Genomic DNA, 14,574 nt, shown 5'->3' with positions numbered 1-14,574 from the left:
GGAATGACACCAACCGAATATGCTAACCGGTCAAAGAAGGACCAAAACCTGAACAGAGCTAACCTAAATTAGCGGACTCGATGGGGAGCAGGTCACCACCCGAGTGAGCACCTGACCAATTAAGCTCCGACTGGCACCAAAGGTCACAACAGCCCGTCGCCCTAAATCTTCATTATCCACAAAATACTTTGTCACAGAGTTTTCCGGCCCCCGTATTAGCCGAGGCTTTGACAAGTCCCGCCGCCAGATTGCGGACGGGCTCAACCAAAGAAGAAATCATCGCGAGGGCCAGCGCCCACCAAAGCGTCTATCACGATGCGCTCACGCTAGCAGTTCAGACATTCCTCAAAAGAGGCCATCTGATGTCGTCAATCGTAGCTATGCAACTATCCTCAATCTGCCTGTCCGACGATGTCGCACAAGCGCGGGTGTTGCGAAGCCGGTTCGCACTGGTGACCCGTGTTCGATCATTTCACGCCTTGGTTTCGATTGCACCGATCTGGAATATGGAAAGTGCTCTGAAACCCCGGAACTCGGAAAGGCGGATGATCGTCGGTGAGCTTGATCGCAAGCCGGGTCGGGGAATCGAAATATACAGACTTCTACAATCGTCCCGCCCCGGAATCGCGCCAGAAGCCCGAATAACTCCGTCGATTGGAGAAGTGAAACTTGAGTTCAAGAATGAGGTTCCGCTGCGACTCGAAGCGCAATTTGATCTGCTGCCGGAAGGTCCCTTCAATGTTCCTGTTTCTCTTATCATAAAAGGGAGTTACATACCGTGGAACGGCGAAATACTCATGGCTGGAGGCAAGCCATGAAAGCCCACTCCCACGCAGACATTGCACTTAAAGAGAAGTTGCATTTTGCTTGTTTTTCACTCCCTAAAGCGCAAAATTGCAAAATGGGCCCTAATTTTAACAATAAAATTTATATATCGTTGGCCGGTTCATTTCGAGTTTGGATAGAAGATCAGACCGAAATTGCCATAGGCAGCGTTATGAGCAAGCGGTTGCTTGCCATCCTCCTGACGTCACCTGGAATGCGAAAGTCGCGCGCGGCATTGCAGTTTCTACTTTGGGACGAAGAAAAATGCGATCCCGGCCAGAATTTGCGACAACTCTTGCTTCAGACCCGGCGAAGACTGGGTGAATATGCAGACTACTTGGTCGCCGACAAGACAACGGTTTGGCTGGTCAGAACGGAAAATGGGACAAACTCCACCCCAAATGGGCAGGCGGAATTCTTTGATGACGCTGGCTTTGGCACGGAGGATTTCGAAGATTGGCTGCAGGTTGAACGCGCGAATTATTATGCGTTGAGTGAAACCCAAAGCCTTGCCGAGCCAATGGCGCCCTTCTTGATGAAGCCACGACCGGTCGTTGCACTACGAAACACCGGGCTTCATTCAATTAGTCATCGGGCGGGTGTTATTTCAGATTGGGTTTCCAATCATTTACGTGATGTTTTTTTCTGGAACTCCTTTGTGCAGTTCCATGACCTGCGCGCCGGTAATCTGTGCGTTGACACCGATATGGAGCTACAGGTCAGCGTGTCCGAAATCGGAGAGCACGTCGAGATTTTCATAGGCGGGTTTGTCGATGGGACCTGTCGGCTCAGCCATTCGGCCAACTTCCCGGCAGGCGCAGAACTGGGAGAAAAGCGGGACGAGGTTCTTGAGTTTGCGCAAAGGGTTGGTGCGATTATCGAAAGCACGGTGAGCCGACTTGTCGCGACCCGTCAGTCTGACTCGGAAGACGGGTCCCTTTATGGTGCGGTGGTGAAACTGTTCACGATGCGCCCCGATGACGTTGGTCAGGCAACTGCTTATCTGAAAACTGCCGCAGAAACGCGCCCAACGGCGGCCGTCCTCGGCTGGCGCGCCTTTGGTCGAATGCTGGAAAACGGCGAGCGGCTGGTCGACGACCGGGATCGACGACAGGCAACAGGAGACGCGGAAACTCTGGTGATCCAAGCCTTGGATATGGATCCCTATGATCTTTCGGCGTTGAACATCGCGGCCCATTTCCACGCTTTCGTAAAACGGGATTACCGGCAGGCTCGGGAACTCAGCGATCTTGCGCTTGAGATCGCTCCGTCGTCACATTTCACAGCTGATGTGCGCGCGATGATCGAACTTTACGATGGCAATCTCGTGGCCGCAAATCGTTTCGGTGAACTGGCCATTCGTATGGGAAGATACAGCCCCATGCGCGAGTATCTGGCCGGAACCGAAGTGATGTTGGCAAGCCTCATGGGCAATTTTGACCGCGCCAATGAGGTCGCCTCTGCCGTTCTACGCAGTCGTCCGAATTTTCTGCCCGTCATTCGTCACATCGTGCCGAGCCTTTTGGAAACAGGTGCCTTCGACGAGGCGCAGTCTTTGATGAACCGGATGCGCAAACTGGATCCTGATTTTGCAACAGTGGCGATGTTTGGGGACGACTACCCCCTGCCCTCGGAAATCAGCCGAGAACACATTGTCAAAATTCTAAAGAAACACGGAGAAATTTAAAGGGAGCTTTCCATGAAACTTAGTCGTCGCAGCTTTTTGATTTCGGCATCGGCCAGTTGTCTTGTTTCATATCCGATGCCGGGCGTCGCACAGACACCCCGACTTGAATTGATGACGCTGATAAGAAATACAGTCGAGTTCGTCACCAGCAAGAGCACAATGATCTTTCCCATCCTAAACAAGCGCTTGCATTGCGAAAACGGGCTGCTGGAAAACTGTGACCCCCTCGTCCGGTCACGGACGGATCTGGGTCAGATTTATATAGACCCAAAACCGGATCCCTATCAATTTCCAAAAGACCTGTTCGTCGCAGATGATGGTTCAGATCGCTTGCTGTCCAACACAAAGACAAAAACGAAAACTAAGACAAAAACCAAAACCAAAACAAAGACAAAAACCAAAGCCAAAACGAAATTGGGAGAAGTCGAAACGTCCGGGCGTTTCGATGCCAATGTTTTTGCTGTGGAAGAGGCAAAATATGTCGCTCGCCTGCACCAGAATTTCCATGCCATTCTGGGCGCGCTGGACACAAAGTCCATCAAGGAAAACAAATCGCTCCTGCCAGATCGATACCCCGAAGGCGACGTGCTGCGCGCTGATCTGGACGTTCTGTTGGGATTTGCTGCCGACAGAGCCAACCCGACACCGGCCGACGAATTGCGCATGATAGAGGTCGAGGAACAGGTCGACGATATCCTGTCCCCTTTCTTCGATCTCTTCGCCAATGAGGCCGGTGTTGACATCAACCTGGCCCGGGTGGCGAGCATGATGGAAACGGCCGGTCATTTTATCGTGGCGCATTTCAAGGAACGCTACCAGCGGCCACGACCCTTTCTGCTGGACAATCGCATCGTCCCACAGATTCCCGTTCCTAACCACGACAGCTATCCATCCGGCCATGCGCTTCAGGCATATCTTGTTGCCTTTGGGTTGATGGATGTGCTCGGTGATCAGGGCGAAGTCGTGATTGGGTTGATGGAGACAGCAGACCGGATCGCAGAAAACCGCGAGTTCGCCGGCCTGCACTATCCGTCTGACAGCGCCATCAGCGAAGACATTGCCCGCGCTGTCCTGCCTGTTCTCCGGGTGCTCTTTTATGATCTGTTCGCCGATGCGGTTGCCTCCTATCACCGCGATCCTTCGGCTGATTGCAAATACCGGTTGGGTGCCGCCGATCCGAATACGGGTTCAAAGTCGCCCCCTGTGGGCGTGCCTTGGTATCAAGAGGATACCGGGCTTTCGGGAAATATTGGAAAAGCCCTCACGCTTGGAAAAAATCGTGTCTTGGGTCTCGTCGACACGGCAGTCGATGTCCTGCATCCTGCATTGGTCAAGTCGCCTCCCGCCAATGACGGTTCAGCGAGTTCAGGGCCGTCCCTGTTGGCACCAGCCAACCAGCGATACAACCTCGACCACCCGGTGCCCGCCAACGACACTTTTGCCTTTGGATCTTTTGGCACCGCGCATGGGACAGCTATGGCCGGGATCATGGTCGGGCGGCCAGTGCCCGAGGTGCCGTTTCAAGGGATTTCACAGAACCATGGATTGGTGCTTGCCAGAATTTCAACTCTGCTCGCGGATAGTCATGAAAACCGCCTGACACTGGCCAATCTCATGTACAATATGACCGTCCAGAACACGCTTGTAGAGTCGTGGATGGAAGCCATCCTGATTGGCCCGCCGTTTCAGGCCCCTGACCCCGACGAAGCATTCCTGAACGAGGCGGATCTCAATAGAATCGCCAATGACCTTGGCCTATTGGGGACTGAAACGTCGGCATCAATGCCGCAAGCAGAGCAACCGGCACAGCAAGAATCAGGCCCTCTGGAGAACGTCTCCTTTGCGCGCCTGAGATCAGCCTATCTGTCACTGGAAAAAGCGCCCTGCGATCCATTCATCATGTCGCTCATGATATTGTCGGATGGGATGCCGATTGTGATACCCGCCGGAAACATGGGCAAGCCTGGCCTGTCTTATCCCGGCAACCCAGAGGATTATGCCCGTACAAAGCGCCAGTTGGCCAACCCGTTGAATCAGGTTTTCGCCGTATTCATGCTACTTGAAGCGCTCGGCTATGACATCGCTCTCAAAGAGAACGAGGCCGAAACAAGCGCAGATATCGCCGAAAAACATCAAGAGATGCTGACACTTATGGGGAACGTCTTGCCTGGCCTGGTCGATCTGATGACCTGGGGCTCTACAGATCCAGAGGATCCATTTGCGGGAACGGGAATTATCGTTGTCGGTGCCGGGGTCAAGGTTGTCGATGCCGGGGTCAAGGATGTCGGTGCCGGGGTCAAGGAAGAAGACAGCGATATGTTGCGTCGCGCGCGCTATAGCCAATATGGGGCCGGTCTGGCCCTAATTGCCCCAAGTGCTGCCGATCACGCGCCACAACCGCCTTGTCTGAACCCGACCTTTGTCGAGGACAAGGGTGGCGCGGCCATCCCCACGCTGGACTTGAAAGGCCACGCAGGATTTTCGTCCGATCCGGATCTGAACTACTCGCTGGCCGGACAGGCCGAGGGCTTTGGCGGCACCTCCGCCGCTGCCGCAATTGTCACTGGCGCAATCGGGCGGATCGCCCCCGCGATCCTGCCGGATAATTGGGGTGTGGAGGCACGACGCCTCCTGACCGAGGAAAACTATCGCCAAGCCCTCGGCAGCAAATCAGAAGTTGGCGCCGGCAGTTTAAGGTTGAAGGGGTGATGAAATGACTCTGAACATCAAGATCACGGCGGCTGTCGCCGCGCTTTGGGCGAGCGCCGGCTTTGCGCAAACACAACTCTCGGACGTGGCAATTGCCCAGATTCAGGACTATGCGCAACAATCATTGGAGCTGGACAAAACACCGGTTTTTCAGGGCTATAATCATCAGACCCAAACTGCCCGGTTCGAGCAGGATATGGAACTGCCATTATACATTCCCAAGGCGGCTCTTTTTCCGAACGCAGACCCCGGCCCAACAGGCCTGACGAGAGCGCTGAAAGACCAACGGAGCGATCCAGAAGGGTTCACTGAAAAATACAATGCGGCGATACAATCACTGAGTGGCCTGGGTTATCTGCCCAGCAGCATTACTTACCGCCCGGATGCACCAAACCTGCAACCCGAATATCTGCGCGACGCCCTGAACCTGCCAACCAGCACACAAATATCGCTGTCTGGCTGGATGATAGAAGATATCGACGGCCAGCCTTTGGCGGTTCCAATGGAGATTGATGGCGATTCCATACTCCTGCATGTCAAAAATCCTATTCTCCCAGGGTTTGATACCGACGTCCGAAACCTCACCACTCTGACTTTCAATGACGGGTTGTCACCTCCGCATGCCTTTTCGGTTTCCAGCGATATCGGATCAGTTTGCCAGTTCGATTGTCTGTTTCAGACCGTGGCAATTTCAGTTGAAGGCGCTCTGCGCGGCAGCGGCGTGCTGATTCACAACCGATTTGTCTTGACCGCAAACCATGTTCTGACCATCACGAATGGCGTTGGTTTCGATCCGAAACAAACGCTGATCATGAACGGCCCAAACAATAGAGATCAGACCAGTCTGACACGAAAGGGCCGAGCGATACAGCCGATTGCAAGCTTTGATCTGGCTGTGATCGAGCTGGAAGACCCCTTTCAATCCGCTGCAAGTATAGCGTCACTGCTATCCACACAGAGGGTAACAGCCCCGATCATATCACTCAAAGAAGCTGACTTTGACGACGTGGCATTTGTGTCATCGGGATTTGGCGGCGGGCAAGTCACGACTGCGGCAGGTCGCCTGATCAAAGAGCTGGCCCATGGGGTTAGACGATATAACCACTTTGTCATGGCCGAGGAGTGCCCTGATTGTGCCGCGCATGAATTTCTGTTGGAAGCTGCGCCAGACTTGCAAGGAAAACGCAATTTTTCGTGTGGGATCGACAGTGGATCTCCTGCGCTGGTTCGTACGGACGACAGCCGACTTGCAGTCGCAGGCATCTTGACGGAATCCCTGAATCCACCGCTGGGTGACTTGCGCTGTGCGACCGCGATCAAGTTTCAGAATCTGACGCACCCCGATGTCGCTGATGCCTTGCACACCGTTTTATCCGAGAAATTTGGGCTTGGCGCGACAGAGATTGCCGTGATTTTCACAGATACGCCGCCAGTGCAAAGCTTTGTGAAACAAACTGCGTCCTTGATATCACGCTAGGCTCACGCTCACGGGTTTATCTCTCTTATCTCAAATAAGGAGGAGATCCATGCTAACCCAAAAATTCTCAGTGGCCATGCGTAATGATTTTGCGCGTGGCCCTTTTCACCGGCCAGCCCATCTCACCGCTTTTGCCCTAGAATGGCTAATTGTAGAGCGCAACGGGGACTTTCTGGCCATCAGCGATGCAGGCGGGCTGACGCCCGAGCAGGCCAAAGACATCAACCATCCTGCACCAAGCGACCTGCAACGCAACAATACCCTTGTCGGAACCCTGATCGACATGGAGCCCGACACCGGCGTGGAAGTCTATCTGTTTTCGCAGTTCCCGATTCCGGCCCCGGTCACCATCGGTCGTCAGTTTTTTCCGGGCGAGGGCTATGCACGCCTTTGCGCCCAAGACGGCAAGATCGCCGTCAGCGCGCATGGACGGCATTTCCACATACCTGGGCCCACCGGAGGCTTGGCCAACGGTGGTGAGCCGCCAAACCTGACAAGCGGGCTGAACTGGCATTTCGACGCCGAACAACGCGCTTGGTCAGGCGAAACATTTAATTGAGAGGAAAAGATAATGAAGAACGAACTTTATCCCGTCAGCGGTACGCCACGTAAGGACGCCGCCAAAGACCGCCGTGAAAAGGGTGTTGCGCAGGCTTTCAAACACAAGGCGCATCAGACGCTCAACAACGGTGACAACACCGCCTATGCCGATACACTGCCAATGGCGTTCAGCAAAGGGCTAGAGCATGATCCCGATACCGGTTTCGTCAAGAACCTCGCCGATTTTGATCGCTTTGCCGAGGCGCTGACACAGCCTGGAAAATCAGGCGATGAGACAGATCACGCCTTTAAGGTTCCCAAAGCGACGACGCACTATGTTGAACCAGGGCCAAAAGCATCCGGCGAGATGCGCCTTTGGGAAAGTCCGCTGGCTGGCATGGCATATGACAATCAGGGCCTGGACCCCGATCTGGTCAGCATGGCCCCTGCCCCAAAACTGGGCGAATCCGAGCTTTGCGCCGAGATGGTCGAGGTTTACGCGATGGCATTGGTGCGCGACATGACCTTTGCCGATTTGGCAGATGACACAAAGCCGTTGTGCTACATGAAACAAGCGGACGGAAGGGAGGTTAAATTCAAAAAGAAAGGCGGCACGAATGCAAAGGTTTCAGACCTGATCGCCGCAATCAACTCTCTCAACTGGTTCAAATCTGCAAGTGCGGTCACCACAAGTCTTGGCAGCGGTAGCGGCATCACCGAACATGAACGCCGACGCCAGAATGCACGCGGGCTGGGCAGCCCAGTTGTTACGGCGGACACGCTGTTTCGCGGTTCGTCGCCCGGTTGCAAAAACGGCCCCTATATCTCGCAGTTCCTGCTGCAAGGGACAGATCCAAATAATTCCAAAAGTGACGTAGGTTTTGGTGCGCAAAGCATTAGCCAAAGGGTCACCAGCTACAAAGCGGGAACTGACTGGATGACGCAATGGGTCGATTGGCTTGCCGTGCAGAACGGAACAAACGTCAAAACTCTGGAAGTTTCCTCGGGCACTGCGCGCTACATCAGCACGCCACGGGATCTGGCGACGTATGTGCACATTGATCAATTGTACCAAGCTTACTTTGTTGCTTGCTTGATTTTGCTTGGAAAAGGTGCCGGTGGCGACCCAGGCTTCCCAGAGCCCAATGGCTGCAAGACGCGCGATCCTTTCGCGACGTTCGGCGGGCCTCACATCCTGTCGCAAATGACCGAGGTGGCCACCCGTGCCTTACGCGCGGTTCGGCGGCAAAAGTTCCAGATCCACCGCAGAGCCCGCCCCGAACGGCTGGCCGCGATGGTCGCACTTGGCGCAAACAAGGGGACCGCAGTTTTCGGGTCAGCTGAAACGCCCATGAGTTCTATGTTAAGTGAACTGGGGCTGAAAGGCGGCGCAACAGATGTCACCCCAATCTTGGAATGGATCAACGATCTGAACGCAGATCGCAACACCGGGACCCCTGGATATACTCATACAGACGCCGGTAAGGAGCTTCAGAACAAATCGGTGATCGACGAGAAAAAGAACTATCTCTTGCCGATGGCCTTTCCCGAGGGCTCTCCCATGCACCCAGCTTATGGTGCGGGCCATGCGACCGTGGCCGGGGCTTGCACGACGGTGCTCAAAGCCTTCTTTGACCTTTATGATGGCGCGTCGATGGCCGGGGACACCGTAACCATGATGAAGCTGGAGCCGAAGAAGATGTCAGAGATCGACCTTAATGATATCTGGCAGGGCAATGCTGCGGGCAATTTGGCACCTGCGACAGCCGGTAAGCCGCTGAGGATCGAGGGGGAATTGAACAAACTGGCCGCCAACATCGCCATCGGTCGCGATTTTGCCGGGGTCCATTTCTACACCGACTATTACGACAGTCTGCGGATGGGCGAACGTGTGGCCATTGGGATGCTAGAAGAGCACCTGGTAGCGCATCCCGAACCTGTTGCAATGCATCTCAGAAGTTTCGATGCGGATTCGATCCGGATCTCTACCGATGGTAAGGGCAATATCACCCGCCAGATCTGGGACAGCAATGGGACGCATGTTGACAGTGACGCATGGTGGACCCGCGATGTGGCCGAGTTTGACAAGTTCCCTGACCCAAAGACCACCAAATTGGAAAACCTGTTTTTCGATAATTCAAGCAACTGGATCGCAAGCGCGGGCTAACGCGTTCAACGAAAACGCCTCGCTAGAACAATGAACACTAAAGCGCCGCCCAGACATCTGGGCGGCGCCTTTTTTCGTGTCAAAAGATCAGGCGTCCGACGCAACCTTTGTAAGCGCTGTCACCGCAGCACGCACGATCAGCTTGACAGGTTAAAGCTCCATGGCAGGAGTTCGTCGATGCTGCTGGCTGGGTGGCCGGCAGCGATGGCTTCGAGGGTCGCCTTCAGGTAGGCGAAGGGCTCGACGCCATTGATCTTCGCGGTGGCGATCAGGGAGGCGATGCGGGCCCAGGTACGGCCGCCCTCGTCGTGGCCGGCGAAGAGAGTATTCTTCCGCGTGAGCGCAATCGGGCGGATCAGGTTCTCGACGGCATTGGAGTCGATCTCGACGCGGCCGTCGTGGAGGAAAGTCTGCAGGCCGGGCCAATGCCGGTGGATGTAGGTCAGCTTCTCGCCGAGCCGGGATTTGGCCGAGATGCGCAGGCGCTGTGCCTGCAGCCAATCGCCGAACTCGGCGACGAGGGGCGCGCTGCGGGCCTGGCGGGCAGACAGGCGTTGGCCGGGGCCCATGCCGCGGATTTCCGCCTCGATGCGATAGAGCTCGGCGATCCGGCGCAATCCCTCGGCGGCAATCTCGGAACCGTCGCGGTCGAAGACTTCCTTGAGCTTGCGGCGCACATGTGCCCAGCAATGGGCAACCGTAATCGGCGCGCCGCCTTTGCGGGAGGGGCGCGTCAGCCGGTCATAACCGGTGTAGCCGTCGAGCTGCAGGATGCCGTCGAAGCCCTGCAGGATCTGCTCGGCATGCGCGCCGGCGCGGCTGGGCTGGTAGGTGAAGACCACGCCGGGTGGGTCACCGCCACCCCATCCCCGGTCATCGCGCGCCAGAGCCCAGAGGTAGCCGGTCTTGGTCTTGCCCCGACCGGGGTCCAGCACCGGGGCGGTGGTTTCGTCCATGAACAGCTTGGTCGACCCCTTCAGGTGTTCGGACAGTCGGTCGACCACGGGGCCGAGGTGGAAGGCCGCGGTGCCGGCCCAATCCGCCAGAGTGCTGCGGTCGATCTGAATGCCGGAGCGCGCCAGGATCTGGCTCTGCCTGTAAAATGGCAGGTGGTCCGCGAACTTGGACACCAGCACATGCGCGATAGCACCTTCGGTGGGCAGCCCGCCTTCGATCAGCCGGGGCGCGGCGACGGCTTGCGTGACCCCGTCCGAGCAGGTGCGGCAGGCATACTTCGGCCGGATGTCGACAAGAACCCTGAGTTGCGCGGGAACGATGTCGAGACGCTCGGTCCGATCCTCGCCGATCCGGTGCATCCGGCCGCAGCCGCAGGGACAATCGAGGCTCGCGGGTTCGATGACGCGTTCGATGCGCGGCAAGCCCGTGGGCAGATGGCCGAGGTTGCGCTGCCGTACCAGGCCCGGGGTTCTGGTGGGGGGTGCGGCCTGTTCCTTTCGGGTCTCGACCTCCGCGACAGCCGTTTCAAGATCCTCGAAGGCCAGTTGCCGGTCGTCTTCACTCAGCTTCTCGGAGCGTTTGCCATGCACGACATGATTCAGTTCAGCGACGAGATGCTCGAGCCGCCGGTTCGCTTCCTTCAGGGCGTCGCGCTCCTGCAACACCGCCAGAACGGCGGTGCGCTGGCTCTCGGGGAGGGCGGACAGGTCGATGGGCGGGGCGCTGGACATGGCCGGATGATACCGCATCCCACCCGACCGCGCCCGGTCATTCAACGGGCCGAGTCACTCTGCCACAGCTGGCCTGCGCACCTCCAGCGACCGCACCCGGCGCCAGTCCAGGCCGGCAAACAGGGCCTCGAACTGTGCCCGGTTCAGGGTCATGGCCCCGTCGCGGATCGCAGGCCAAGTGAAGGTGCTTTCCTCCAGCCGCTTGTACGCCATCACCAGCCCGCTGCCGTCCCAGAACAGGATCTTCAACCGGTCGGCGCGCTTCGCGCGGAAGACAAAGACGGTGCCGGTAAACGGGTCCTCGGCCAGCGTCGACTGGACCAGGGCTGCGAGGCCATCGTGTCCTTTGCGGAAGTCGACCGGCTTCGTCGCCACCAGGATCCGCATACCCTGCGAGGGCATCAACATGGATGCGCCTCCAAGGCGTGGACGATCTCGGCGATCCGGGCGGCGGGCGCATCTTGCGCAAGCTCGATCACGACAGCGCCCCGGACAATCCTGATCGGCGCATCGGCGCGGGGCGGTTCAGCTTCAGAGGCTGCCTTGATCTCATCGCGGACGACCAGAGGTGCGAAAACCGGTTCATCGATCTCGACCGCAGGTAGAACCAGCTTGCCCTCTTTAGCCAGCCGTCGCCACGCCGTCAGCTGGCTCGGCATGATCTCGTAGCGCGCCGCGACACCCGACACCGTCGCCCCGGGCTCCAGGGTCTCGGCCACCGCCTGCGCCTTCACATGATCCGGCCAACGCCTCTGCCCCGAGGCGAAGACTTCAACACCCAACGCTGTGAGAAACGAACTCTTTGCGAACATTGCGAAACGCACTCCTTCTCTTCGGATGCGTATCACCTCGCAATGGCTGATCCCGTCGGCAATGCGGGGCGCAGACAGCGCTTACCAACCTTTCGTGCCGCGTTTTGTATGATTGCAGCGTCCAGGTCGCCATGAAACTTTGTGCGTACATCAGTCCCAATCAGACTAAGGGCGCTGCTTGGCTTTGGTGCCGGGCCAATCCCATCAGTAAATTGTGCAAAGACGATGGTCGGAAGATATGTCCCGTCACTGGCTTGCAGCCTGTTTAAACCCTCGATCACGATTAGGAATGAAAACAAAAGCTCATAGCAAACATCTTCATCCTCAAGGCTCATACCGCTAGCGGATAGTTTGATGATCCCCGCTCTGGCAAATGCCAAGACCATCCGCTCTGTCAGATCGTTCAGAAACAGAACGGCAGGTGCATCATAGACCTTCTCGTCGAAAACAATGTCTGGCATGGCATCAATTCCCGACCAGCACAACCGGCGCATCCCCAAGCAAGAACCTGGCAAAATAGCACCAGAGAAACACGGTCTTTTGCTCGCGGATGTCAAAACCGGACGGCAGCGGCGCGGTCACAACCCCGGAATTGCTGACATTCGGCAAAAGGCGCAGGAAATCGGACGACAGGGCATGACTATGGCTCAAAACTCCGTCCGGTGAGAGAGCAAAGCCCGGCTCCGGCGCGCCGTCGAAAAAGAAATCGGCAGTGGTCGAAAAAGTCTGCAAGCCTGCGACCTCAGAAACAGAATAGCCGCCGCGCATCGTATGCCCCCCGCGACCGGTGAATTGCCCTTTAGCAATTATCATTGGGAATCTCCTTTTGATGTGTTCTCGTTGGAAATGGCGGACCCGTTATCTTGCGGTCGGGTCCCGGCACCGCGAATGTTCACAAAGCGCTTCAGCAGGTCGAACCAGAACGGAGCACCTAGGGTTGCCGCAAAGGCGGCGACCAACCAACCAAAGATCTGGGTAAGCGAGACGTTCGCAAGAACCGTGCAAAAACCTTGCTTAGTGTCATGACCAAGGGCGAAAATATTAAGGGCATCCAGAGCCTTGTCCAATTCAGTGAACTCCATCGGCCCGTCGGACGCGGCCGTCTCTACGGCTTGGGCAACCATTGCCTGCCGCAACGCGTCGTCTTTCGCCAGATCTGCGCTTAAACCGATCACGTCGAGATTAAAGATGGCGGCAACGCCAAAGGCGATGACAAAGGAAATCGCCTGTTGCTGGCGCTTGAAACCACCGCTGAGATAGCCCATCGCCGTGTCGAACCAGTTTGCGAATTCCATGCGCACATCGTCCAATGTCTCGTGGGATTGATCGACAAGGGCCAATAGCTTTTTACGAAGCGCGGGATTGGCGATCTGTGCCACGCTCGTACGCATGTCCGCCGCGTTATGGGGAAGCGGTGCTGTTTCGCCCTGAGCCTCAACAATGGCTTGGAAAAGTGCCTTGGCAAATGCCACAGACGGCACGTAGGAAGGGTGTTTCCATCGCTCGGCGATACGATCGCCTTTTAGCGCGTCGTTGGAAGAAATCAGTGGGTGTTTGTAGAAACTCAACCTGAATTCATCATCATTCAGAAGGGTTTTCAGAGCGTGGGAAAGATGCTTTGCACGCGTTTTAAAAAGGGTCGCGACGGCCTCGGTCAAAGCCGTGACGAAAAGACTAAGAATTAAAAACAACGAAATCAGAGCAATGGCGATATCGAGATAGATGTTCATAAGTGGCTTCCTTTCGCAGCGACTACAGTCCTAAGAAAGGGTCTGGACCGGACCGTCACGCAGCCTAAATCGCCTGCGTGAGTGCACCGTGATCCCTAAGATCCAAAGGCCAAAGACAGGTGATGACTGCAAAATATGCGCGCCGCGCCCCCAATAACTTCAGTAACAGTATTGGCCCTGACATAAGCGGGCAGTCACGCGGAGCGGTATCAAGGTGGTTCGCGTCGGGGAATTGACGATCATCCTGAGTGCCGCAAGCCTGCCTTCAACTCGCGCCATCTCTGACCGGCGTGGTCCAGAACAAATACCGACATCTAGTTGCCGGGATAATGAAGCCCCCAAGCCGTACTGGCTCCGCTCTGTTTCAAATTGACCAAACCCGCGCTGCCGCCAAACGTTCGACAAGACGCGAACCGGGGCGATTTAAAGCTGAACACTGAGTGCACACGACCCCATTTAAGTTATCAAAATAATTATTTAATCTTCCCAATCCATCATGGGTGCAACCGATAGGCGAGCGGCGCGGGAGACACCCGGTTTTCCTTGTTTTACTGGGCTTACCTGCGCAGCCATCTGTTCCGTCTTTCTCTGTTTGGGGCCTGTTTGCCCCCGTTTTTACCCCCGGTGCAACAAAATGTTGCACCAAACCCGAAATGTTGCACTGCCGCGCACGCGACCTTCCGCGCCGTTTTTCATCATGGAAACGGTCGCAACCTCCCGCGGCGACACCGCCCAGCATCGGCGAGTTGTGCTTCGCGCCGCAGGGCAGGACCGGCGCGGAACGCTTGTGCGAATTGCTTTCGCAAAGCGAAGTTCGTGACTTCGCAAAGATCACTTGAAACCTGCCGCCCGACGAATGGCCCAACACTTTCGACCCTGAATGCCTTTTCGGCGCTCGACCCGACCGGAGGACCCATCACGTGACCACCCCAGGGAGGA

General features: G+C 56.4%; 12 protein-coding genes. 6 read left to right on the top strand and 6 right to left on the bottom strand.

Going from position 1 to position 14,574, the window contains the following annotated elements; all coding sequences use genetic code 11:
- Nucleotides 1–362 precede the first annotated feature (362 nt).
- From EDD52_RS19865 to EDD52_RS19840, 6 genes are all read left to right on the top strand, one after another.
- A complete protein-coding gene (locus EDD52_RS19865; RefSeq protein WP_132248255.1) occupies nucleotides 363–818 on the top strand; it encodes a hypothetical protein in 456 nt (151 codons plus the stop codon).
- Nucleotides 815–2,512 (top strand): tetratricopeptide repeat protein, encoded by a 1,698-nt coding sequence (locus EDD52_RS19860; protein ID WP_132248253.1) that lies wholly within the window; start codon nucleotides 815–817, stop codon nucleotides 2,510–2,512. Before EDD52_RS19865 ends, EDD52_RS19860 begins: the two co-directional genes overlap by 4 nt.
- A 12-nt stretch (nucleotides 2,513–2,524) precedes the next feature.
- Nucleotides 2,525–5,221, top strand: coding sequence for a phosphatase PAP2 family protein (locus EDD52_RS19855; protein WP_132248251.1), 2,697 nt, complete (start codon nucleotides 2,525–2,527; stop codon nucleotides 5,219–5,221).
- Nucleotides 5,222–5,225: 4 nt separating this feature from the next.
- The gene (locus tag EDD52_RS19850; RefSeq protein WP_132248249.1) at nucleotides 5,226–6,698 is read left to right on the top strand and encodes a trypsin-like serine protease; all 1,473 of its coding nucleotides are present in this window, start codon (nucleotides 5,226–5,228) and stop codon (nucleotides 6,696–6,698) included.
- A gap of 49 nt (nucleotides 6,699–6,747) precedes the next feature.
- On the top strand, nucleotides 6,748–7,257 hold the full coding sequence (locus EDD52_RS19845) for a hypothetical protein (RefSeq protein ID WP_132248247.1): 510 nt from the start codon (nucleotides 6,748–6,750) through the stop codon (nucleotides 7,255–7,257).
- A 420-nt stretch (nucleotides 7,258–7,677) separates the two neighbouring features.
- Entirely contained in the window at nucleotides 7,678–9,405 is a 1,728-nt protein-coding gene (locus EDD52_RS19840; RefSeq protein WP_132248245.1) for a vanadium-dependent haloperoxidase, read from the top strand.
- Nucleotides 9,406–9,542: 137 nt separating this feature from the next.
- Here the strand turns inward: EDD52_RS19840 and tnpC are convergent, their stop codons facing one another.
- From tnpC to EDD52_RS19810, 6 genes are read right to left on the bottom strand one after another with little or no spacing between them, the layout of a single operon-like run.
- Nucleotides 9,543–11,093, bottom strand: a complete 1,551-nt coding sequence (gene tnpC, locus EDD52_RS19835) for an IS66 family transposase (RefSeq protein WP_132248243.1) — start codon at nucleotides 11,091–11,093, stop codon at nucleotides 9,543–9,545.
- A gap of 54 nt (nucleotides 11,094–11,147) precedes the next feature.
- Nucleotides 11,148–11,501, bottom strand: a complete 354-nt coding sequence (tnpB, locus tag EDD52_RS19830; RefSeq protein ID WP_132248241.1) for an IS66 family insertion sequence element accessory protein TnpB — start codon at nucleotides 11,499–11,501, stop codon at nucleotides 11,148–11,150.
- The gene (gene tnpA, locus EDD52_RS19825; RefSeq protein WP_132248239.1) at nucleotides 11,495–11,905 is read right to left on the bottom strand and encodes an IS66-like element accessory protein TnpA; all 411 of its coding nucleotides are present in this window, start codon (nucleotides 11,903–11,905) and stop codon (nucleotides 11,495–11,497) included. The genes tnpB and tnpA overlap by 7 nt, the downstream gene beginning before the upstream one ends.
- A gap of 32 nt (nucleotides 11,906–11,937) precedes the next feature.
- Nucleotides 11,938–12,366 carry a hypothetical protein gene (locus EDD52_RS19820; protein WP_132248237.1) on the bottom strand — a complete coding sequence of 143 codons (429 nt, stop codon included), beginning with the start codon at nucleotides 12,364–12,366 and terminating at the stop codon, nucleotides 11,938–11,940.
- Between the two features lie 4 nt (nucleotides 12,367–12,370).
- Nucleotides 12,371–12,673, bottom strand: coding sequence for a hypothetical protein (locus EDD52_RS19815; protein WP_132248235.1), 303 nt, complete (start codon nucleotides 12,671–12,673; stop codon nucleotides 12,371–12,373).
- A gap of 41 nt (nucleotides 12,674–12,714) precedes the next feature.
- On the bottom strand, nucleotides 12,715–13,635 hold the full coding sequence (locus EDD52_RS19810) for a hypothetical protein (RefSeq protein WP_132248233.1): 921 nt from the start codon (nucleotides 13,633–13,635) through the stop codon (nucleotides 12,715–12,717).
- Between the last annotated feature and the right edge of the window lie 939 nt (nucleotides 13,636–14,574).

Source organism: Primorskyibacter sedentarius, from assembly GCF_004342065.1.
GTDB classification, from domain to species: Bacteria; Pseudomonadota; Alphaproteobacteria; order Rhodobacterales; family Rhodobacteraceae; genus Primorskyibacter; species Primorskyibacter sedentarius.
The sequence above is the reverse complement of the archived record's forward strand: the minus strand, read 5'-3'. Positions and strand labels throughout refer to the sequence as shown.

Coding starts and splice junctions, on each gene's coding strand:
- EDD52_RS19850 (WP_132248249.1), top strand. CDS start 5,226: ATGACTCTGAACATCAAGATCACGGCGGCTGTCGCCGCGCTTTGGGCG.
- EDD52_RS19820 (WP_132248237.1), bottom strand. CDS start 12,366: ATGCCAGACATTGTTTTCGACGAGAAGGTCTATGATGCACCTGCCGTT.
- EDD52_RS19845 (WP_132248247.1), top strand. CDS start 6,748: ATGCTAACCCAAAAATTCTCAGTGGCCATGCGTAATGATTTTGCGCGT.
- tnpC (WP_132248243.1), bottom strand. CDS start 11,093: ATGTCCAGCGCCCCGCCCATCGACCTGTCCGCCCTCCCCGAGAGCCAG.
- EDD52_RS19815 (WP_132248235.1), bottom strand. CDS start 12,673: ATGCGCGGCGGCTATTCTGTTTCTGAGGTCGCAGGCTTGCAGACTTTT.
- EDD52_RS19865 (WP_132248255.1), top strand. CDS start 363: ATGTCGTCAATCGTAGCTATGCAACTATCCTCAATCTGCCTGTCCGAC.
- EDD52_RS19860 (WP_132248253.1), top strand. CDS start 815: ATGAAAGCCCACTCCCACGCAGACATTGCACTTAAAGAGAAGTTGCAT.
- tnpA (WP_132248239.1), bottom strand. CDS start 11,905: ATGTTCGCAAAGAGTTCGTTTCTCACAGCGTTGGGTGTTGAAGTCTTC.
- EDD52_RS19840 (WP_132248245.1), top strand. CDS start 7,678: ATGGCCCCTGCCCCAAAACTGGGCGAATCCGAGCTTTGCGCCGAGATG.
- tnpB (WP_132248241.1), bottom strand. CDS start 11,501: ATGTTGATGCCCTCGCAGGGTATGCGGATCCTGGTGGCGACGAAGCCG.
- EDD52_RS19810 (WP_132248233.1), bottom strand. CDS start 13,635: ATGAACATCTATCTCGATATCGCCATTGCTCTGATTTCGTTGTTTTTA.
- EDD52_RS19855 (WP_132248251.1), top strand. CDS start 2,525: ATGAAACTTAGTCGTCGCAGCTTTTTGATTTCGGCATCGGCCAGTTGT.